Below are 19,741 nucleotides of genomic sequence, written 5' to 3' on the forward strand. Positions count from 1 at the left end.
GGCACGGCGCTCCAGAATGAAGGTATTCCGTTGTAGCATAGCTGTCATGTCCAGGGGGACACCGGCCATGGCGCAGCTTGAAAAGCATAATCAGAACCTCCACTTGTTGTCTCAAGTGGAGTGCGGCCCGGTTCTAGTGGCCGCGCCAGAAGAGCCCGGAAACGGGACGATGGAAAGGAAATAAAATGACGAAGAAAACGTCAGTTGCGAGCACAGCATATCCGGTTTTGCCCCTGCGCGACATCGTCGTCTTCCCGCATATGATCGTGCCCTTGTTTGTCGGCCGAGAGAAATCGATCCGTGCGCTCGAAGAGGTCATGGGATCGGACAAGCAGATCATGCTCGTCACGCAGATCAATGCGAGCGATGACGATCCGGAACCGTCTGCCATTCACAATGTCGGTACTGTCGCCAACGTATTGCAGCTGCTGAAGCTGCCTGATGGCACCGTCAAGGTTCTGGTCGAAGGTCGCGCCCGCGCCGAGATCGACGCTTACACGGATCGTGAGGACTTTTACGAAGCCCTTGGTCACGTTCTCGAAGAACCGCATGACGATCCGGTCGAGCTTGAAGCGCTCAGCCGCTCGGTCGTTTCCGAGTTCGAGAGCTACGTAAAGCTCAACAAGAAGATCTCGCCCGAGGTCGTTGGCGCTGCCAGCCAGATCGACGACTATTCGAAGCTCGCCGATACGGTTGCCTCGCACCTGTCGATCAAGATCACCGAGAAGCAGGAGATGCTGGAAACCACCAGTGTCAAGGCACGCCTCGAAAAGGCGCTCGGCTTCATGGAAGGCGAGATCTCGGTCCTTCAGGTCGAAAAGCGCATCCGCTCGCGCGTCAAGCGCCAGATGGAGAAGACCCAGCGCGAGTACTACCTGAACGAACAGATGAAGGCGATCCAGAAGGAGCTTGGCGACGGCGAGGAAGGCCGCGACGAGATGGCCGAACTGGAAGAGCGCATCGCCAAGACCAAGCTTTCGAAGGAAGCCAAGGAAAAGGCTGACGCCGAGCTGAAGAAGCTGCGGCAGATGAGCCCGATGTCGGCTGAGGCGACTGTTGTCCGCAACTATCTCGACTGGCTGCTCGGAATTCCGTGGGGCAAGAAGTCGAAGATCAAGTCGGATCTCAACAACGCCGAGAAGATCCTCGAAGCCGATCACTTCGGTCTCGATAAGGTCAAGGAGCGTATCGTCGAGTATCTGGCTGTCCAGGCCCGCGCGACCAAGATCAAGGGTCCGATCCTGTGCCTCGTTGGTCCTCCGGGCGTGGGCAAGACCTCGCTCGCCCAGTCGATCGCCAAGGCGACCGGCCGTGAGTATGTCCGCATGGCTCTCGGTGGCGTTCGTGACGAAGCTGAAATTCGCGGTCACCGCCGCACCTACATCGGTTCGATGCCCGGCAAGGTCATCCAGTCGATGAAGAAGGCGAAGAAGTCCAACCCGCTCTTCCTGCTCGATGAAATCGACAAGATGGGCCAGGATTTCCGTGGCGATCCGTCGTCGGCTCTGCTCGAGGTGCTGGATCCGGCTCAGAACTCGACCTTCATGGATCACTACCTGGAAGTCGAATACGACCTGTCGGACGTGATGTTCATCACGACGGCGAATACGCTGAACATTCCGGCACCTTTGATGGACCGCATGGAAGTCATCCGTATCGCCGGTTACACCGAAGACGAAAAGCGCGAAATCGCCAAGCGGCACCTGCTGCCGAAGGCCATCAAGGAACATGCGCTGCAGCCGAATGAATTCTCGGTCAGCGACGATGCCCTGATGGCGATCAGCCAGCAGTACACCCGCGAAGCTGGTGTTCGTAACTTCGAACGCGAATTGATGAAGCTCGCCCGCAAGGCGGTCACCGAGATCATCAAGGGCAAGACGAAGTCCGTTCATGTGACGGCCGAAAACATCGACGACTACCTGGGCGTTCCGCGCTTCCGCCACGGCGAAGCAGAGCGCGAAGATCAGGTCGGCGTGGTAACGGGCCTGGCCTGGACGGAAGTCGGCGGCGAACTGCTGACGATCGAAGGCGTCATGATGCCGGGCAAGGGTCGCATGACCGTGACCGGCAACCTGAAGGAAGTCATGAAGGAATCGATTTCCGCAGCGGCATCCTATGTCCGCTCGCGCGCCGTCGATTTCGGCATCGAGCCTCCGCGCTTCGACAAGAGCGACATCCACGTGCACGTACCGGAAGGTGCGACGCCGAAGGATGGTCCGTCGGCCGGTGTTGCCATGGCAACCGCGATCGTCTCGATCATGACCGGCATCCCGGTCGACAAGAACGTGGCGATGACGGGTGAAATCACCCTTCGCGGTCGTGTTCTGCCGATCGGCGGCCTCAAGGAAAAGCTGCTCGCAGCGCTTCGCGGTGGCATCAAGAAGGTGCTGATTCCGGAAGAAAACGCCAAGGATCTGGCGGAGATTCCGGATAACGTGAAGAACAACATGGAGATCATCCCGGTGTCCCGCATGGGCGAGGTGATCAAGCATGCGCTGGTCCGCAGACCGGAAGCAATCGAGTGGGATGGCACGGTGGAAACGCCCGTCATCGCGACGGTCGAAGGGCTCGACGAAACGGGTGCAACCATAGCTCACTGAGCTTTGTTTGCCACATTCGTGCCCAATTGCTTAAAAACCCTGAAAAGGCTGGCGTTTTCGCCAGCCTTTTTTTGTGAAATTGGCGCACGGGTGCTTGCATTTCCTTGATTTGCAGGCTCTTTGGGGTGCGGCGGGCCTGATGAACTCTATTCTGCGCCTGGCTTATAGATTTGAGTCGTTTCGAACCATTTAGAAAGGGGTGGAAACATGAACAAGAATGAACTCGTGTCCGCAGTTGCCGAAAAGGCAGGACTCTCGAAGACCGACGCTGCTTCCGCGGTTGATGCTGTTTTCGAAGTCGTCCAGGCTGAACTGAAGGGCAAGGGCGACGTTCGCCTCGCTGGTTTTGGTAGCTTCACCGTCTCCCATCGCGCAGCCACGAAGGGCCGCAACCCGTCCACCGGCGCAGAAGTCGATATTCCGGCTCGCAACGTGCCGAAGTTCACGCCCGGCAAGGGCCTGAAGGACGCCGTCAACGGCTGATATGAATTTACTTGGCGGCCGGGCAACGAGACCGGCGGCACAAGTTTCGAAGGGTTCGGCCACGGCCGAACCCTTTTTGCTTTTCGCGGCCTTGTCGGCACGCGCGGCATGTCATACGAAATGACCGTTCTCAGGGCGGGGTGAAAGTACCTACCGGCGGTAAAGGCCTTGGCCCCAGCCCGCGAGCGCCTTTTGGTCGTGTGCCGAGAGGGTCAGCAGATCCGGTGCAATTCCGGAGCCGACGGTTACAGTCCGGATGAAAGAGAATGAGCGGAGCGGGCGAGGGTGGATTCTGCCCTCGCTGCTGTATCGCGCTCATGCGTCCTGATTTGTGTTGGTTTCGGAAAGAAAGACATGAATCAGACTTCCCCTACGTTTTCCGCTTCGCGAGCAATGGTCGGTGCTGCCTGGATGATTGCCGCGGGCATCGCCTTCTCTATCCTCAATGTCGTCACGCAATGGCTGACGATGAAGCTCGCTTTCCTCTCGGCCTCGGCAGCCTTCTGGCAATATGCCTTTGCCCTGGTGTTCTCGCTGCCCTTTCTCTGGCGCGCCGGTCTTGGGGCAATGAGAACGCGTTATCACTGGCGTCATGTTGTACGAGTCGCCTTGGCTGCCTTTGGGGGTAACGACCTGGGTCGCGGGGCTTGCGCAAGTACCCATCTGGCAGGCGATTGCGCTGGTAATGACGTCTCCGTTCTTCATCATCATGGGCGCACGCATCTACCTTGGTGAGTATATCGGCCCTGCGCGATGGGCCGCGACCGCAACCGGTTTCCTGGGAGCGATGATCATCCTGCAGCCCTGGTCGGACAGCTTCAGTTGGGCGGCGCTCCTGCCGATCCTCTCGGCCCTTCTCTGGGGCGCCTCTTCGTTGATCACCAAGAGCCTTACCGGAGTCGAGCGACCGGAGACCATCACCGTTTGGCTGCTCGCGCTCCTCACGCCGATCAACGGCGGATTGGCGCTAGCGGCTGGCTTCGACATTCCGACCGGCTTGACGCTCCTGCTTTTCGTTGCGGCGGGCCTCCTGACCGTGATGGCGCAGTATTTTCCTGACGTTAGCCTATTCGGCAGCCGATGCCGCTTACATTCAGCCATTCGACGATCTCAAGCTGCCGCTCAACGTGTTCGCCGGCTGGCTGGTCTTCGGCTATGCGCCGACCGGCTATCTGTGGTTGGGCGCGGTGCTGATCCTTGGGGCATCGCTCTTCATCATGCGGAACGAAATGAAGAAGGAGCGGGAGACCCGCTAGCGCGTTCAAAATATGACATCGGTGTCATCCCGGTGTCATGCCCATCCCCCAGAAAAACCTTGTGTGAACTCATGGGGGATTTCATGACAACTGTATCGCGCAAGACAGTGCTCGTTGCGGCGCTCCTGGCGACGGCCGCGTTTCCGGCCGCCGCAGAGCCCGTTTTCAATCGTATCGCAACCTTTCCGGTGGCATCCAACCTGCCACAGGAGAAAGACAAGCTCTCGGCCACTTCGGCGGAAATCATCACGGCTACCGACGACGGCATGACGCTGATCTATAGCGACAGCCCACTCGGAGCGATTGGTTTTGTCGATATCTCAGACGCCAAGGCTCCGAAGGCCGGGGGCGAGCTGATGATGGACGGCGAGCCGACATCCGTGACATCAACCGCCGGAAAGGCGCTCGTTGCCGTCAATACGTCGAAGAGCAAGGCAAAGCCTTCTGGGCGTCTCGCGATCGTCGACGTTGCCACCAAGAAGATCGAGAACGCATGCGACCTTGGGGGGCAGCCGGATTCGATCGCACTCAACAAGGACAAGACGCTCGGCGCGATCGCGATCGAAAACGAGCGTGACGAAGAGGTGAACGACGGCAAGATTCCGCAGATGCCGGCAGGCGACCTTGTCGTGTTCCAGGTCAAGAACGGCGCGGTCGATTGCGGTTCGATCAAGCGCGTGATGCTGACTGGACTGGCGGGCATCGCACCCGAAGATCCGGAGCCGGAATTCGTCTCCTTCAACGACCAGAACGAGATCGCCCTGACCCTGCAGGAAAACAACGAGATCGTCATTATCGACGCGGCGACCGCAACGGTAAAGGCGCACTTCCCTGCGGGCAGCGTCGATCTCGCGGGTATCGATACCAAGCGCGACGGCGCGCTGAGGTTCACCGGCGAACTCAAGGGCGTGTTGCGCGAGCCCGACGCCGTGAAGTGGCTGGACAACGACCGTCTGGTCGTTGCGAACGAAGGCGACTATCAAGGCGGCTCGCGCGGCTTCACGATTTTCGACAAGACCGGAAAGGTACTTTACGAATCCGGTGCCTCGTTCGAACGCGCTGTCGCCAATATCGGCCACTATCCGGACAAGCGCTCTTCCGCCAAGGGTGTTGAGCCGGAAGGCTTGGAGGTCGCGACCTTCGGCGGCCAGAAATACATCTTCCTGCTTTCGGAGCGCGCTTCGGTCGTCGGCGTCTACAAGGATACCGGCGCGGAACCGCAACTCGTCCAGATCCTTCCGTCCGGCGTCTCGCCCGAGGGTGGCGTGGCCGTCCCGTCGCGCAATCTGTTTGCCACCGCCAACGAAGTCGATCTCGGCAAGGATGGCGGACCGCGATCCCACGTAATGATCTATCAACTTGCGGAAGGCGAAATGGCCTATCCGCAGATCGTTGCGGCGGAGAAGGAGGGCAATCCGCTCGGCTTTGCAGCACTTTCGGGTCTTGCCGCCGTTCCGGAAAAGCCGGGCCAGCTGTTTGCCGTCAGCGACAGCGTTCTCGGCATGCAGCCGACGATCTACACTATCGACGCCACCAAGAAACCGGCCGTCATCACCGAATCGCTGACCGTCAAGCGCGATGGCCAGCCGGCCCAAAAGCTCGACATCGAGGGTATCGCCGTCGACGAGAAGGGCTGGTTCTGGCTGGCCTCGGAAGGCAACAGCGAGAAGCTTTTGCCGCACGCGCTGTACCACGTAAACCCGAAGGGCGAGATCAAGGAAGAAATCGCTCTGCCGAGCGAACTGACCGCCAACGAAATCCGCTACGGCTTCGAAGGCGTGACGATCATCGGTTCCGGCGACGATGCCACCCTGTGGATGGCTGTTCAGCGCGAATGGAAGGATGACGAGAAGGGTTTCGTAAAGCTCGTCTCGTACAACCCGAAGAGCACGGAGTGGGGCGCCGTGCGCTATCCGCTGGACAAGTCCGAAGCCGCTTGGGTTGGTCTGTCTGAGATTTCCGCTCAGGGCGACGGCGTCTATATCATCGAGCGCGACAACCTCGTCGGTGACGCAGCCAAGCTGAAGAAGCTCTACAAGGTCGCGGTATCGGATCTGAAGCCCGGCAAGCTTGGAGGCGAGTTGCCGCTCGTCAAGAAGACGGAAGCCCACGACTTCCTTCCGGAGCTGAAGACTGCCACCAACGGCTACGTCCTCGACAAGCTGGAAGGTTTCGCCTTCGACGCCTCCGGCAAGGCTTACGCTGTCACGGACAATGATGGCGTGGATGATTCCTCGGGTGAAACTCTGTTCTTCGAGGTCAACCTCGTCGGTACGAACTGAGATTGATTGAGCCAGAAACAGAATGGCCGGGTCTATGCCCGGCCATTTTTCTTGCAATGCCTGCCTTACCAGCGCTGGTGGACGTAAGGGGCGACCAGTCGGTCGTAGATCTCGCGCGTGGCCTCCATCACTTCGTGTGAGAGCGGCGCGAGGCTTGCTGCAGCAGCGTTGGCGCGTGCCTGTTCGGCGTTGCGTGCACCCGGAATGACGACAGTGACCGCATCGCTCATCAGGATCCAGCGCAGCGCGAAGGCCGCCATGGTCGTGCCTGATGGCACGAGCTTGCGCACTTCCTCCACGGCCTGCAGGCCGACCTCGAAGGGAACGCCAGCGAAGGTCTCGCCGACATCGAAAGCCTCGCCGTGGCGGTTGAAATTGCGGTGGTCGTCGCTCGCAAATTTCGTCTCGCGGGTGATCTTCCCTGACAGCAGCCCGCTTGCGAGCGGCACGCGGGCGATGACGGCGATGTTCCTCCGTCGAGCCTCCTGGAAGAACAGGTGATCGGGCCGCTGGCGGAAGATGTTGTAGATGATCTGGATGCTGACGACGCCAGGATATTCGATTGCCTTCAGCGCTTCCTCGACCTTCTCGACACTGACGCCGTAGCCCATGATCTTGCCGGCTTTCTGCAATTCGTTCAGGCCTTCGAAGACCTCCTGGCGATAAAGCACTTCGGTCGGGGGGCAATGCAATTGTACGAGATCGAGGCTGTCGACCCTCAGGTTCTTCAGGCTACGATCGATGAAGCCTTCGAGGTTGGCTTTGGTGTAGCCATCGGCGACATGCGGGTTGAGCCGGCGACCTGCCTTTGTCGCAACCATCGGCCGTTCTCCGCCACGGGTCGCAAGAACGTCGGCGATGATCTTTTCCGACCGGCCGTCGCCGTAAACGTCGGCGGTATCGATGAAGGTCATACCGGCATCGAGCGCCGCATTCAACGCATCGCGACCGTCCGCTTCGCTCACATCGCCCCAGGCGCCGCCGATCTGCCATGCGCCGAAGCCGATATTCGTGACGGTATGGGGCAGGTGGCCGAAAGAATGCTGTTTCATGGAAATCCTCCGCGTGATGAAATGCCTCGCCACTAGCAGTCGCCCAGGCAAGGAGCAAGCGCCTGCAGCGGAGATAGGGCGGTGTGTTGCGGTCGTCGCCATTTCTTCTGAGAAGCGACGCAATGGCGTAGCTGAGCGAGTGATTTGCGAGTTGCCTATCGTCGGATGCGCCGAAGTCTCCGACTGGTGATGCGGCGGAGGAAGTTGACATGACAGCACGTGCGATCAAGCAGGTATCGCTTGGATGCCGGGGACGCTTGGCTTACGGTCGGCTCAACTGGCCAGATCATCTTCGAAAGGAAAATCTGATGGAGATCAAACCCTGCGGATCGCGGCCCTCAATGAAGGCGCCGGCGGAATATTTCACGGGAGCGGTACGCCAGGATCCGTTGATGGACGCGCCGAGCCCGGCGCGAGTCAGGGTGGTCAGCGTCACTTTCGAACCGGGCGCGCGAACCGCCTGGCACACGCATCCTCTAGGGCAGACCCTTGTGGTGACGGCCGGAAAGGGTCTCGCGCAGAGCGAAGGCGGCCCGCTTCGTGAAATTCGCGCCGGCGACACGATCTGGTTTGCGCCAGGCGAAAAACACTGGCATGGCGCCGTACCCGATACCGCGATGACGCACATTGCAATTCAGGAAGCACTTGATGGCAGCGCCGCCGACTGGATGGAGCACGTCAGCGACGAGCAATACGCCGGAAAGGCCTGAAGCCGGTCAGAGCCGCTTCAGGCAGTAAGAAAAGTGCGCGTGCGATTCGACCGTCAGGAATTCGAATTGCCAGCCGTGGTCCTTGCAGAACTTGGTGACCGCTTCGACGACGCCATAGACGATTGGCTTCACAGTGTTGCCGGTGCAGAAGTCATGCCCGGCAATTCTTCCCGTTCGCTTGACCTTTTTCTCGCAGAGCAGAAGTTCCTGCCAGGTGAGCTCGAAGGAATGGTCCGTGTCGATGTAGGCCCAATCGAGGAAGTCGTCCTCGAATTCGGCAAGCTTTTCGAGCGAGGTTCCCTGCATCAGGTGCAGTTGCCCGCTCTCGATCTGGTCTTTGAACTGGGTGTGGATTTGAGCGAGCCCCGAACTGTAGCGGTCCATGCTCCAGGGGTCGATCAGGTAAAGCTGCGCGGGCCGGTTCTTCTCGAGAATCTCGGCCGTGTATTCTCCGAACGCTGCTCCCACCTCGACGCCAACGCCGCCATTCGGGATCCGGTACAAGAGCTCGCCGCGATCCGGCAGCAGCCGTGCATTTTCCATATGGTGCGCGCTCAACTGCGTGCGCGGCATCCCCGCCCGCTGCGCCTGCCGTTCTTCGCGTGTCTTCATGATGATGTCTCGGATATGGCTTCAGTGTCTTAGGGCTTAGGCCCGCGAAACGACCTTATAGCCATCCCTCAGCAACCTTGGCTAGGCTTTATCGGACGAACAACGTGCGACACCGTTGGCCGCGATGCAAAGTCTAACGATAGATCAGCCAATCCTTGGGTACAGTCGCGACATTGGTCACGCCGTGCACGGAAACGCTGTCTCCGCCCGATGCCTTCGCCATGCCAAGCGCCTGTTCGGCAAAGGCCATCAGGGAATCGGCTGTGCGTGCCTGCTTGGACATGCATATCCCCACGGCCAGCGACAGAACCGCCGCCTGTTTGCCAGTTACCGGGTGTGCAACGGAAATTCCCTTCAAGCGATCGCGAAGCCGGTCGACAAGCCGCATGATCTCGGATTCGTCGGCGGTCCGGAAAACGAAGCCGAAACGGCCGCGGTCGAATCGGCAGGCAACATCCTCCTTGCCGAACACAGCGCGGATCAATTCACCCGTTTTCTTCAGAACAGGCTCGATGAGATTCGGAATGCTCGCGATTGTCTCGTAGTTGTCGATGTCCGCAAACGCGATTCCACACAGGTCCGGCAGGCCTGCCTTCTCATAGATTCTCGCGAGCTCCTTGTTGAATACCCGGCGATTGCCCAATCCGGTCACGGGATCGGTGAATCTTGCGGCGTTCGCGGCGGCCGCCTCCCGCTGCACCTCTTCGAGCTTCTGCGATTTTTCGACAACCTTCGAGGCGAGCATGGCGCTGTGTGCCGCGTGTGCGTGCGTTGCAGAACTCACCGATTGGAGCGAATGGGTGAGGGCACCCTTGTCGCTTAGATCGTTACTGTCGAATATCCGCGCAGCCTGGTTGATGACACTGCCGTAGCGCGAGAGCGCCGACTTCTCCTCGTCGAGCAAGGAAAGGATGCTTTGCAGCTCTTGCTGTACTTGGCTCGAGCGTGCTTCAAGCAGACCGGCCTCGAAATGATGCGGCAGATACCGGCGGCCAAGTCGATCCAGGGCCTCCTGCGTCTTTATCGCGCCGAGCGACCTGATCTCGCGAGCGAGATCAGGCGCGTTGCCGGTCATCGCCTCGAATATAAGCTCATAATTCCTTGGCAGGCCCTCGATGCCTAGTTGCTGCAGAATCGTTGCAACGCGAAAGGCGAGATTCGTAGATGTGTTAGGCTGCACCAGATGCTCTCCGACGTGACGCTGTGTTATCGTCAACGAATTGCACCTGGGGCGGTGACCCCGATGCACTTTCGTCGAGGTAGGCAAGATATGCTGTGAATCTCGGCGGCCTTCATCGGGTTTGCCGAGGGCATGAGGCAGGGGTGATAAAGCGCCGCTGACGCATCATGCGTAAGCGGCAAAGCAACTTAGAGGAATGTTATCTACCGAGCTCAATTAAAACGAGGTAAATTAGTGTTTGCGGCCCCAGCTTTGGGCGAGAAACGTGGTGGCACGGCCAAATGCGTAAACCGGACACCGCTGGCAGGCGGGGCGGGCGTCAGGGACAGGTGGTTATTTCCGCGTGGCTCTAAAGGCACGTCTTTAATAATGCTCTGAATTTTCCCGGAGAACTTGGCTCGCTAAAAACAATTCGCGGACTGTCATCGTTTTGTCTCCAAAGCTGCTTGACACTCAAATGCGAACCCCTTAGTTAGCCGCTCATCGAAGCGGCGAAGCTGCTTTGACACGGACGCGAAAGCTTCCGGATCGCTTGAAATGAATGCGGGTGTAGCTCAGTCGGTTAGAGTGCCGGCCTGTCACGCCGGAGGTCGCGGGTTCGAGCCCCGTCACTCGCGCCATTTCAAGAAAGGCGCTGCATAGTGCTTGATCCGGTCTTTTTGTCCATGATGCGCGGGTGTAGCTCAGTCGGTTAGAGTGCCGGCCTGTCACGCCGGAGGTCGCGGGTTCGAGCCCCGTCACTCGCGCCATTCTCCCTCTCTATATTGACGTCTAGGTGGTCGCCGATTTCGCTGTTATCGCTCTGCTGCGACTTTGTCTTTTGCCGTTAGCCATGCAATATCCGACGGGCTGGCATGCAGTCTGAATCAACTTGTGTGGATTTGTCGCGACATCATTGCATCTGCTTGATAATGTCGCGCCTCGACAGTCGAATTGGTGCTCTAAAAGTCTTGCGCCGTGGCCCCGGCTGCGCTAACCACGGCTCTGTTGCAACGCACGTTCGCTTGCCGGGCAATTGCCCAGGTGCGCCGCCTGGCGCAGCCCGCAAGCAGGGAAGAACCTGATGACTGGACTGCTCAGTTCCTATACTCCGATCGCTATCTTCATTGCTATCGCCCTTGTGATCGGCCTGGCGCTTCTGATTGCGCCGTTTGCCGTTGCCTTCAAGGCGCCTGATTCGGAAAAGCTCTCGGCCTTCGAGTGCGGCTTCAACGCATTCGATGACGCTCGCATGAAGTTCGATATCCGCTTCTATCTGGTGTCGATCCTCTTCATCATCTTCGACCTCGAAGTGGCCTTCCTCTTTCCGTGGGCCGTTTCGTTCGGCGCGATCGGCTGGTTCGGCTTCTGGTCCATGATGGTCTTCCTCGGCGTGCTGACCATCGGCTTTATCTATGAATGGAAAAAGGGAGCCCTGGAATGGGAGTAGCCCCAAGCGACAAGGCGCTCGTCGCGCCGCACCCGAAAGGCATCATTGATCCCGCAACGGGCAAGCCGATCGGCAGCGACAGCGCCTTCTTCGGCGAAATCAACGATGAGTTGGCCGACAAGGGCTTCCTCGTTACGTCGACCCGCGATCTGATTACCTGGGCCCGCACCGGCTCGCTGATGTGGATGCAGTTCGGTCTCGCCTGCTGTGCCGTTGAAGGCCTGATGCAGGTCTCCGGTCCGCGTTACGACATGGAGCGCTTCGGCGTTGCTCCGCGCGCCTCGCCGCGCCAGTCCGACGTCATGATCGTTGCCGGCACGCTGACCAACAAGATGGCGCCTGCGCTCCGCAAGGTGTACGACCAGATGCCTGAGCCGCGTTACGTCATTTCGATGGGCTCCTGCGCCAACGGCGGCGGCTACTATCATTATTCATATTCGGTCGTGCGTGGCTGCGACCGTGTCGTTCCTGTCGATATCTACGTGCCGGGCTGTCCCCCCACGGCGGAAGCGCTGCTCTACGGGGTGCTGCTTCTGCAGAAGAAGATCCGTCGAACCGGAACGATTGAGCGCTAAGGGCGGAGGACTGTCATGAGTGAAGCCTTGAGCGAACTGTCCTCGTATCTCCGGGAGATGCGTGGTGATCTCTTTCTCGATGCATCCATCAGCTATGACGAGCTGAACGTAACTGCGACGCCGGAAACGATTCTGGCGCTGCTGACGTTCCTGCGCGACGACGCACGTTGCGGCTTTATTAGCATGATCGATATCTGCGGTGTCGACTGGCCGCAGCGCGAAAAGCGTTTCGATGTCGTTTATCACCTACTGTCGCCGAAGCAGAACCTGCGCATCCGCATCAAGGTTGCTGTGGCTGACGGCGAGTCCGTGCCGTCGGCAACCGCGGTTTACAAGGGTGCCGAGTGGTTCGAGCGTGAAGCCTGGGACATGTACGGCATTCCGTTCTCCGGCCATGCCGACCTGCGCCGTCTTCTCACCGATTACGGCTTTGAAGGCCATCCGCTGCGCAAGGACTTCCCGACGACTGGCTACGTCGAAGTGCGTTATGACGATGCCGCCAAGCGCGTCGTCTACGAACCCGTCGAGCTGAAGCAGGAATTCCGCAATTTCGACTTCATGTCCCCTTGGGAAGGCACCGAATATGTGCTGCCGGGAGACGAGAAGGCGGCGAAGTAAAGATGAGGCTCGGATTTCTTGAAGCCTCTTTATTTGCCGTCTCATGCCAATTGCCAGCGCGGAGCGCGTCGCTATGACTGAACATAACGTTCGCAATTTTACGATCAATTTCGGACCGGAACACCCGTCCGCGCACGGTGTTCTGCGTCTCGTGCTCGAACTCGATGGCGAAATCATCGAGCGCGTCGATCCGCACATCGGCCTGCTGCACCGCGGCACCGAGAAGCTGATCGAGACGAAGACCTACCTGCAGGCCGTCCCTTATTTCGACCGTCTCGACTACGTCGCGCCGATGAATCAGGAACACGCTTTCGCGCTCGCTGTCGAAAAGATGCTGAAGCTCGAAATTCCGATTCGCGGTCAGCTGATTCGAGTTCTGTACTCCGAAATTGGCCGAATCTTGTCTCACATCATGAACGTGACGACCCAGGCCATGGACGTCGGCGCGATGACGCCGCCGGTCTGGGGCTTCGAAGAGCGCGAAAAGCTGATGGTGTTCTATGAGCGCGCCTGCGGCGCCCGTATGCACTCGGCCTATTTCCGTCCGGGCGGCGTCCATCAGGATCTCCCGCCGGAGCTGGTCGAGGATATCGGCAAGTGGTGCGATCCGTTCCTGAAGATCCTCGACGATATCGAAGGCCTGCTCACGGACAACCGCATCTTCAAGCAGCGTAACGTCGATATTGGCGTCGTGTCGCTGGCGGATGCCTGGTCATGGGGCTTCTCGGGCGTGATGGTTCGCGGTTCCGGCGCCGCTTGGGACCTGCGCCGCTCGCAACCTTACGAATGCTATTCCGATCTCGAATTCGACATTCCGATCGGGAAGAACGGCGACTGCTACGACCGCTACCTGATCCGCATGATCGAGATGCGCCAGTCGGTTCGCATCATGAAGCAGTGCGTCGAGCGCCTGATGGGCAGCGCCAAGACCGGCCCTGTTTCGTCGATCGACGGTAAGGTCGTGCCGCCGAAGCGCGGCGAGATGAAGCGTTCGATGGAAGCGCTCATCCACCACTTCAAGCTCTACACCGAAGGCTATCACGTGCCGGCCGGCGAAGTGTACGCGGCCGTCGAAGCGCCGAAGGGCGAATTCGGCGTGTACGTCGTCGCCGATGGCAGCAACAAGCCGTACCGCTGCAAGATCCGTGCACCGGGTTACGCCCACCTGCAGGCGATGGACTTCCTCTGCAAGGGTCACATGCTCGCTGACGTGACGGCCGTGCTCGGCTCGCTCGACATCGTGTTCGGCGAGGTGGACCGCTGATGAAGCTGCTGCCGCTTGCCACCATCGCTCTTTTCACTGCCTCCGGAGCTTTCGCCCAGGAGGTTGGGGGAATGGGTCCAAAGCTGGGCCAGAGCGAGGTGCAGCCGCCGGCAGCAAAAGCCTCCATGGGCGAGCTTTTGTCCAAGGGCTATGAAATCAAGGCTGCCGTTCCGAACGGCGGCAAGTTCGTTGTGTTTTTGCAAAAAGACCAGTCGGCCTACGCTTGCGAGATGAAGTCTCTGACGGCATCGCAGTGTGGGACCCTAAACTGACAAGGCGTGAGGAAGAATGTCCGTTCGTCGATTAGCCGAAGATCAATTCCAGCCTGCCGCGTTCGCCTTCAATGACGAGAACGCGGTTTGGGCGGAAAAGACGATCAAGAAATATCCCGCAGGCCGTCAGCAATCCGCGGTCATCCCGCTGTTGATGCGGGCGCAGGAACAGGATGGTTGGGTCACCCGCGCCGCGATCGAAAAGGTCGCCGACATGCTCGACATGGCCTATATCCGCGTTCTCGAAGTTGCGACTTTCTACACGCAGTTCCAGCTGAACCCGGTCGGCACGCGCGCCCACATCCAGGTGTGCGGCACGACGCCTTGCATGCTGCGCGGTTCGGAAAGCCTGATGGCCGTTTGCAAGAGCAAGATCCATCATCACCCCTTCGAACGTAACGCTGAAGGCACGCTCTCTTGGGAAGAAGTCGAATGTCTCGGGGCCTGCGTTAACGCGCCCATGGTGATGATCGGCAAGGATACCTACGAGGACCTGACGCCGGAACGTCTCGAAGAGATCATTGATACCTTCGAAGCCGGCAATGGCGCCAGCATCACGCCCGGCCCGCAGATTGATCGTCACTTCTCCTCCCCCGAGGGTGGTCCGACGACGCTCGTAGCCGACGAGCCGAAGGCCAAGAGGGTTTCCGCCAAGAAGGCTGTCGAGGATGCCGCGACGGCAACCGTTGACGCAGCCCCGGTTCCCCCGTCTGAGGCCGCACGTGCAAAGAGCACCGACGCCGAGACCAATGCTGCGCTGAAGACGCCGGCCACCGCGCCGAAGGCGGCCGCGAAGAACGTCAAGGCTGTCGAAGAGCAGCCGGCGCCGGCGACGGCCGCACAGGCCGCTGCTACTGGCAAGCCCTCCCTCAGCGACAAGAACCGCCCGGCGGGCATCGAGAAGCCCGCGACGCCTGACGATCTGAAGATGATCTCCGGCGTCGGCCCGAAGATCGAGGCGACACTGCATGAGATCGGCATCTTCACCTTCGCGCAGGTCGCGGGCTGGAAGAAGGCTGAGCGCGAATGGGTCGACGGATACCTGAATTTCAAGGGCCGCATCGAGCGCGACGACTGGGTCAAGCAGGCCAAGGCGCTCGCCAAGGGCGGCGAAGCCGAATACATTAAAGTCTTCGGTAAGAAGCCGCGGTAAGGGGTGAAGCATGTTACAAGATAAAGACCGCATCTTTACCAACATCTACGGCCTCAAGGATAAGTCTCTGAAGGGCGCGATGAGCCGCGGCCACTGGGACGGCACCAAGCAGATCCTCGAAAAGGGTCGCGATTGGATCATCAACGAGATGAAGGCATCGGGTCTTCGCGGCCGTGGCGGCGCAGGCTTCCCGACCGGGCTCAAGTGGTCCTTCATGCCGAAGGAAAGCGATGGTCGTCCGCACTACCTCGTCGTCAATGCCGACGAGTCCGAGCCCGGAACCTGCAAAGACCGCGACATCATGCGCCACGATCCGCATACGCTGATCGAAGGCTGCGTTATCGCGAGTTTCGCTATGGGTGCGAACGCTGCCTACATCTACGTTCGCGGCGAATACATCCGCGAGCGTGAAGCGCTGCAGGCGGCAATCGACGAGTGCTATGACTACGGCCTGCTCGGCAAGAACAACAAGCTGGGCTGGGACATGGACATCTTCGTCCATCACGGTGCTGGCGCCTACATCTGCGGCGAAGAAACCGCGCTGCTCGAAAGCCTGGAAGGCAAGAAGGGTCAGCCGCGCCTGAAGCCGCCGTTCCCGGCAAACATGGGTCTCTACGGTTGCCCGACGACGGTCAACAACGTCGAGTCGATCGCCGTTGCTCCGACCATCCTGCGTCGTGGCGCTGGCTGGTTTTCGTCGATCGGTCGCCCGAACAACGTCGGCACCAAGCTGTTCATGCTTTCCGGCCACGTCAACAAGCCGTGCACGGTCGAAGAAGAAATGGGCATCACGTTCCGTGAGCTGGTCGATCGCCATGCCGGCGGCATCCGCGGCGGTTGGGATAACCTGCTCGCGGTTATTCCGGGCGGCGCATCGTGCCCGATCGTTCCGGCCAAGGACATCATCGACTGCCCGATGGATTTCGACGGCCTGCGCGCTGTCGGCTCGTCCTTCGGTACCGCGGCTGCGATCGTCATGGACAAGTCCACCGACGTCATCAAGGCTATCGCCCGCATCTCGGCCTTCTTCAAGCACGAGAGCTGCGGCCAGTGCACGCCGTGCCGCGAAGGCACCGGCTGGATGTGGCGCGTGATGGAGCGCATGGCCAAGGGCAATGCCCAGAAGCGCGAAATCGACATGCTGTTCCAGGTCACCAAGCAGATCGAGGGCCATACCATCTGTGCGCTCGGCGATGCGGCCGCATGGCCGGTGCAGGGTCTGATCCGCAACTTCCGTCATGAGATCGAAGCGCGCATCGACCAGTATACCGCAAGCGCACTGGATCACGGTGCGGTTCTCGAGGCGGCAGAGTAAGCTGATGACGAAGGCGTCCGACAGCATAGGCAAGGAAGGAGCGGCTGATTTCTCGGCCGACTTCGGCCGTCTTGCTGCCGAGATGCTGGAGAACGCCCGCGCGCTTCCGGTGCCGCCTGTGATGGTCAACCCGGCTGCGGCAATGGCGGCGGCCACGGCGATCGGCTTCGGCTTTTCGACGCAGATGGCGGGCGCTTTTTTCGGCGCGCTGCAGGGGGCGCTCGATGCAACGAGCAAGCTTGCAGCAGTTCTCCACGAAACGCCGCCCGACGAAGGTAAGCCGCAGGTCGAGATCCGGCCGGAGAACGTTCGTCCGGCGCCTGCCAGGAAAGCTGCAGAGAAGGTCAAGCTGTCTGTCGTTCCAGCAGAGCCGGTCGCAAAGCCCGCGGCCAAGCCCGCTTCGCGCGCTCGCAGGGCTGACGATCTGAAGCAGATTTCCGGCATCGGTCCGAAGATCGAGCAGGTGTTGAATAGCAAGGGTATTCGCTCCTTTGCCGTCATCGCCGGCTGGTCGGACGAGGACGCGGCGCGGATCGACGCAGAGCTTGGGTTTGATGGGCGGATCGCTCGTGATGGTTGGGTGGGCCAAGCCAAGGCCCTGGTCGCCAAGGGGCGAAAGCGGAAGTGAATTTTCGGCCGAATAGGCCGGAGCAAGGTCAAGGCTGAAGAGTGAAAGGGCAGGGGCCCGACACTATTGAGGCCCGAGGCTGATCCCGGGTCTCGGGATTGGCGGAGAATTTGAGCGACACCGATGCCAACGGGATAAGAATCCGGCCTGGCAGCGAAACTGTTGCAAAGTGGGTTTGTTTGCCGCCATCCGGCAAACGGAAAACAGGACTGAGTGACGATGGCAAAACTGAAGATTGACGGCAACGAGATCGAGGTTCCGGATCATTACACCCTCATTCAGGCGTGTGAGGAAGCCGGTGCTGAAGTTCCGCGCTTCTGCTTCCATGAGCGCCTTTCGGTTGCCGGCAACTGCCGCATGTGCCTCGTTGAGGTAAAGGGTGGTCCGCCGAAGCCGCAGGCATCTTGCGCCATGGGCGTGCGCGATATCCGCGGCGGCCCGAATGGCGAACTTCCTGAGGTCTTCACCAACACGCCGATGGTCAAAAAGGCCCGCGAAGGCGTGATGGAGTTCCTGCTGATCAACCATCCGCTCGATTGCCCGATCTGCGACCAGGGCGGCGAATGCGACCTGCAGGACCAGGCAATGGCCTTCGGTATCGACAGCTCGCGCTATCAGGAAGACAAGCGCGCCGTCGAAGACAAGTACATCGGACCGCTCGTCAAGACGGTCATGAACCGCTGCATTCACTGCACGCGCTGCGTTCGCTTCACGACCGAAGTTGCCGGCATCTCCGAACTCGGCCTGATCGGTCGCGGCGAGGACGCCGAAATCACCACCTATCTCGAGCAGGCGATGACCTCCGAGCTGCAGGGCAACGTCGTTGACCTCTGCCCGGTCGGTGCGCTGACCTCCAAGCCCTTCGCCTTCACGGCCCGTCCGTGGGAGCTGAACAAGACCGAATCGATCGACGTCATGGACGCCCTCGGTTCTGCGATCCGCGTCGATACGCGTGGCCGTGAAGTCATGCGCGTGCTGCCGCGCGTCAACGACCAGATCAATGAAGAGTGGATCTCCGACAAGAGCCGCTACATCTGGGACGGCCTGAAGACGCAGCGTATCGACCGCCCATACGTTCGCAAGGATGGCCGCCTGCAGCCTGCGACTTGGGGCGAAGCCTTTGGCGCGATCAAGGCCGCCGTTGCCGCAACCAGCGGTGAGAAGGTCGGCGCGATTGCCGGCGACCTCGCATCCGTCGAAGAAATGTACGCTCTGTCGGAACTCGTGAAGTCGCTCGGTTCCGAGAACCTCGACTGTCGCCAGGATGGGACGGCACTTGATCCGTCGCTCGGCCGCGCAAGCTACATCTTCAATCCGACGATCGAAGGCATCGAACAGGCCGACGCGCTGCTGATCATCGGCGCGAACCCGCGCTTCGAAGCCGCCGTTCTCAACGCTCGCATTCGCAAGCGCTGGCGTCGCGGCAACTTCCCGATCGGCGTGATCGGTGAAGCTGGCGAACTACGCTACGACTATGAATATCTCGGCGCTGGCCCGGATACGCTGAAGGACCTCGCCGACGGCAACCACGCTTTCGCGAAGGTTCTGACGGATGCCAAGAAGCCGATGATCCTCACCGGCCAGGGCGCACTGTCGCGCACCGATGGTGCTGGCGTTCTCGCAACTGCCGCAAAGCTTGCGGGCACGGTGGGCGCGGTCGTCGAAGGCTGGAACGGCTTTGCCGTGCTCCACACCGCGGCATCGCGCGTCGGCGGCCTCGATCTCGGCTTCGTTCCGGGCGCAAAGGGCGTCAACGCTGCAGAAATGCTGTCGTCGATGGACGTTCTCTTCCTGCTTGGCGCCGATGAGCTTGATTTCACGGCCAAGAAGGCAAAGCTGACTGTTTACATCGGCTCGCACGGCGACAACGGCGCCCACAATGCCGACGTCATCCTGCCAGCCGCTGCCTACACCGAAAAGTCCGGCATTTGGGTCAACACCGAGGGTCGCGTCCAGATGGGCAATCGCGCTGGCTTCGCACCGGGCGACGCCCGCGAAGACTGGGCGATCCTGCGTGCGCTTTCCGACGTGCTCGGCAAGAAGCTTCCGTTTGATTCGCTTAGCGAACTGCGCGCAAGGCTCTATGCGGCCTTCCCGCATTTCGCAGCGCTTGACGAGATCGCCGAAAGCGACAGCGCCAAAATTGCCGCAGTAGCGAAAAAAGCCGGCAAGATGAACAAATCCGGGTTTGCGTCGCCGGTCAAAGACTTCTATTTGACGAACCCGATCGCGCGCGCTTCGGCAGTGATGGCCGAGTGCTCGGCATTGGCCCGCAACAACTTCAAAGTCGCGGCAGAGTAAGGGCAGGGGAC

16 protein-coding genes, 2 tRNA genes, 1 pseudogene and 1 riboswitch are annotated in these 19,741 nt (G+C 60.0%); of the genes and pseudogenes, 16 read left to right on the top strand and 3 right to left on the bottom strand.

The annotated features are described in order from the left end of the window. Positions 1 to 185 precede the first annotated feature (185 nt). The 4 genes and pseudogenes from lon (at position 186) to AF71_RS13965 (ending at position 6,621) form a co-directional block, all read left to right on the top strand. The gene (gene lon, locus AF71_RS13950; RefSeq protein ID WP_018857066.1) at positions 186 to 2,600 is read left to right on the top strand and encodes an endopeptidase La; all 2,415 of its coding nucleotides are present in this window, start codon (positions 186 to 188) and stop codon (positions 2,598 to 2,600) included. A 207-nt stretch (positions 2,601 to 2,807) separates the two neighbouring features. After that, positions 2,808 to 3,083, top strand: coding sequence for a DNA-binding protein HupB (hupB, locus tag AF71_RS13955; protein ID WP_007531759.1), 276 nt, complete (start codon positions 2,808 to 2,810; stop codon positions 3,081 to 3,083). A gap of 122 nt (positions 3,084 to 3,205) precedes the next feature. Then, a riboswitch (FMN riboswitch) is annotated at positions 3,206 to 3,355 on the top strand. A gap of 82 nt (positions 3,356 to 3,437) precedes the next feature. Then, positions 3,438 to 4,339: pseudogene (locus AF71_RS13960) on the top strand (DMT family transporter). Between the two features lie 71 nt (positions 4,340 to 4,410). Continuing rightward, positions 4,411 to 6,621, top strand: a complete 2,211-nt coding sequence (locus AF71_RS13965) for an esterase-like activity of phytase family protein (RefSeq protein WP_210258266.1) — start codon at positions 4,411 to 4,413, stop codon at positions 6,619 to 6,621. A 65-nt stretch (positions 6,622 to 6,686) separates the two neighbouring features. Here AF71_RS13965 and AF71_RS13970 read toward each other — a convergent pair whose 3' ends face one another. Continuing rightward, the gene (locus AF71_RS13970) at positions 6,687 to 7,673 is read right to left on the bottom strand and encodes an aldo/keto reductase (protein ID WP_018857063.1); all 987 of its coding nucleotides are present in this window, start codon (positions 7,671 to 7,673) and stop codon (positions 6,687 to 6,689) included. Between the two features lie 308 nt (positions 7,674 to 7,981). Here AF71_RS13970 and AF71_RS13975 point away from each other — a divergent pair, with 308 nt between their 5' ends. Then, positions 7,982 to 8,383 carry a cupin domain-containing protein gene (locus AF71_RS13975; protein ID WP_169681839.1) on the top strand — a complete coding sequence of 134 codons (402 nt, stop codon included), beginning with the start codon at positions 7,982 to 7,984 and terminating at the stop codon, positions 8,381 to 8,383. Positions 8,384 to 8,389: 6 nt separating this feature from the next. On the opposite strand, the gene AF71_RS13980 is transcribed toward AF71_RS13975, so the two are convergent. Together AF71_RS13980 and AF71_RS13985 are read right to left on the bottom strand one after the other, a co-directional pair. Then, positions 8,390 to 8,995, bottom strand: coding sequence for a class I SAM-dependent methyltransferase (locus tag AF71_RS13980; RefSeq protein WP_169681799.1), 606 nt, complete (start codon positions 8,993 to 8,995; stop codon positions 8,390 to 8,392). A 133-nt stretch (positions 8,996 to 9,128) separates the two neighbouring features. Next, a complete protein-coding gene (locus tag AF71_RS13985; protein ID WP_018857060.1) occupies positions 9,129 to 10,175 on the bottom strand; it encodes a GGDEF domain-containing protein in 1,047 nt (348 codons plus the stop codon). Between the two features lie 543 nt (positions 10,176 to 10,718). Here AF71_RS13985 and AF71_RS13990 point away from each other — a divergent pair. The 11 genes from AF71_RS13990 to nuoG all read left to right on the top strand — a co-directional run bounded on the left by AF71_RS13990 (position 10,719) and on the right by nuoG (position 19,730). After that, a tRNA-Asp gene (locus AF71_RS13990) sits at positions 10,719 to 10,795 on the top strand. 52 nt (positions 10,796 to 10,847) lie between these two features. Beyond that, positions 10,848 to 10,924 (top strand) — tRNA-Asp (locus tag AF71_RS13995). A 314-nt stretch (positions 10,925 to 11,238) separates the two neighbouring features. Beyond that, positions 11,239 to 11,604 carry an NADH-quinone oxidoreductase subunit A gene (locus AF71_RS14000; RefSeq protein ID WP_169681801.1) on the top strand — a complete coding sequence of 122 codons (366 nt, stop codon included), beginning with the start codon at positions 11,239 to 11,241 and terminating at the stop codon, positions 11,602 to 11,604. Further along, positions 11,595 to 12,179, top strand: a complete 585-nt coding sequence (locus tag AF71_RS14005) for an NADH-quinone oxidoreductase subunit B (protein ID WP_018857058.1) — start codon at positions 11,595 to 11,597, stop codon at positions 12,177 to 12,179. The genes AF71_RS14000 and AF71_RS14005 overlap by 10 nt, the downstream gene beginning before the upstream one ends. A gap of 15 nt (positions 12,180 to 12,194) precedes the next feature. Continuing rightward, positions 12,195 to 12,797 (top strand): NADH-quinone oxidoreductase subunit C, encoded by a 603-nt coding sequence (locus AF71_RS14010; protein WP_018857057.1) that lies wholly within the window; start codon positions 12,195 to 12,197, stop codon positions 12,795 to 12,797. Between the two features lie 73 nt (positions 12,798 to 12,870). Further along, positions 12,871 to 14,061: an NADH-quinone oxidoreductase subunit D gene (locus tag AF71_RS14015; protein WP_025659947.1), complete on the top strand. Its 1,191-nt coding sequence runs from the start codon at positions 12,871 to 12,873 to the stop codon at positions 14,059 to 14,061. After that, complete coding sequence (locus AF71_RS14020; RefSeq protein WP_025659948.1) at positions 14,061 to 14,333, top strand: hypothetical protein; 273 nt, start codon at positions 14,061 to 14,063, stop codon at positions 14,331 to 14,333. Before AF71_RS14015 ends, AF71_RS14020 begins: the two co-directional genes overlap by 1 nt. Positions 14,334 to 14,349: 16 nt before the next feature. Next, complete coding sequence (locus AF71_RS14025; RefSeq protein ID WP_018857054.1) at positions 14,350 to 15,486, top strand: NADH-quinone oxidoreductase subunit E; 1,137 nt, start codon at positions 14,350 to 14,352, stop codon at positions 15,484 to 15,486. Between the two features lie 10 nt (positions 15,487 to 15,496). After that, positions 15,497 to 16,801, top strand: a complete 1,305-nt coding sequence (gene nuoF, locus AF71_RS14030) for an NADH-quinone oxidoreductase subunit NuoF (protein ID WP_018857053.1) — start codon at positions 15,497 to 15,499, stop codon at positions 16,799 to 16,801. A gap of 4 nt (positions 16,802 to 16,805) precedes the next feature. Then, positions 16,806 to 17,429 (top strand): 5' DNA nuclease, encoded by a 624-nt coding sequence (locus tag AF71_RS14035; RefSeq protein ID WP_169681802.1) that lies wholly within the window; start codon positions 16,806 to 16,808, stop codon positions 17,427 to 17,429. Between the two features lie 219 nt (positions 17,430 to 17,648). Beyond that, positions 17,649 to 19,730, top strand: coding sequence for an NADH-quinone oxidoreductase subunit NuoG (gene nuoG / locus AF71_RS14040; RefSeq protein ID WP_018857051.1), 2,082 nt, complete (start codon positions 17,649 to 17,651; stop codon positions 19,728 to 19,730). The last annotated feature ends 11 nt before the right edge of the window (positions 19,731 to 19,741 follow it).

It is taken from the genome of Rhizobium sp. 57MFTsu3.2, from assembly GCF_012932765.1.
Taxonomy (GTDB): domain Bacteria; phylum Pseudomonadota; class Alphaproteobacteria; order Rhizobiales; family Rhizobiaceae; genus Rhizobium; species Rhizobium altiplani.

Coding starts and splice junctions, on each gene's coding strand:
- AF71_RS14010 (WP_018857057.1), top strand. CDS start 12,195: ATGAGTGAAGCCTTGAGCGAACTGTCCTCGTATCTCCGGGAGATGCGT.
- AF71_RS14005 (WP_018857058.1), top strand. CDS start 11,595: ATGGGAGTAGCCCCAAGCGACAAGGCGCTCGTCGCGCCGCACCCGAAA.
- nuoF (WP_018857053.1), top strand. CDS start 15,497: ATGTTACAAGATAAAGACCGCATCTTTACCAACATCTACGGCCTCAAG.
- AF71_RS13975 (WP_169681839.1), top strand. CDS start 7,982: ATGGAGATCAAACCCTGCGGATCGCGGCCCTCAATGAAGGCGCCGGCG.
- AF71_RS14035 (WP_169681802.1), top strand. CDS start 16,806: ATGACGAAGGCGTCCGACAGCATAGGCAAGGAAGGAGCGGCTGATTTC.
- lon (WP_018857066.1), top strand. CDS start 186: ATGACGAAGAAAACGTCAGTTGCGAGCACAGCATATCCGGTTTTGCCC.
- AF71_RS13980 (WP_169681799.1), bottom strand. CDS start 8,995: ATGAAGACACGCGAAGAACGGCAGGCGCAGCGGGCGGGGATGCCGCGC.
- AF71_RS14020 (WP_025659948.1), top strand. CDS start 14,061: ATGAAGCTGCTGCCGCTTGCCACCATCGCTCTTTTCACTGCCTCCGGA.
- AF71_RS14025 (WP_018857054.1), top strand. CDS start 14,350: ATGTCCGTTCGTCGATTAGCCGAAGATCAATTCCAGCCTGCCGCGTTC.
- nuoG (WP_018857051.1), top strand. CDS start 17,649: ATGGCAAAACTGAAGATTGACGGCAACGAGATCGAGGTTCCGGATCAT.
- AF71_RS14015 (WP_025659947.1), top strand. CDS start 12,871: ATGACTGAACATAACGTTCGCAATTTTACGATCAATTTCGGACCGGAA.
- AF71_RS14000 (WP_169681801.1), top strand. CDS start 11,239: ATGACTGGACTGCTCAGTTCCTATACTCCGATCGCTATCTTCATTGCT.
- AF71_RS13965 (WP_210258266.1), top strand. CDS start 4,411: ATGGGGGATTTCATGACAACTGTATCGCGCAAGACAGTGCTCGTTGCG.
- AF71_RS13970 (WP_018857063.1), bottom strand. CDS start 7,673: ATGAAACAGCATTCTTTCGGCCACCTGCCCCATACCGTCACGAATATC.
- hupB (WP_007531759.1), top strand. CDS start 2,808: ATGAACAAGAATGAACTCGTGTCCGCAGTTGCCGAAAAGGCAGGACTC.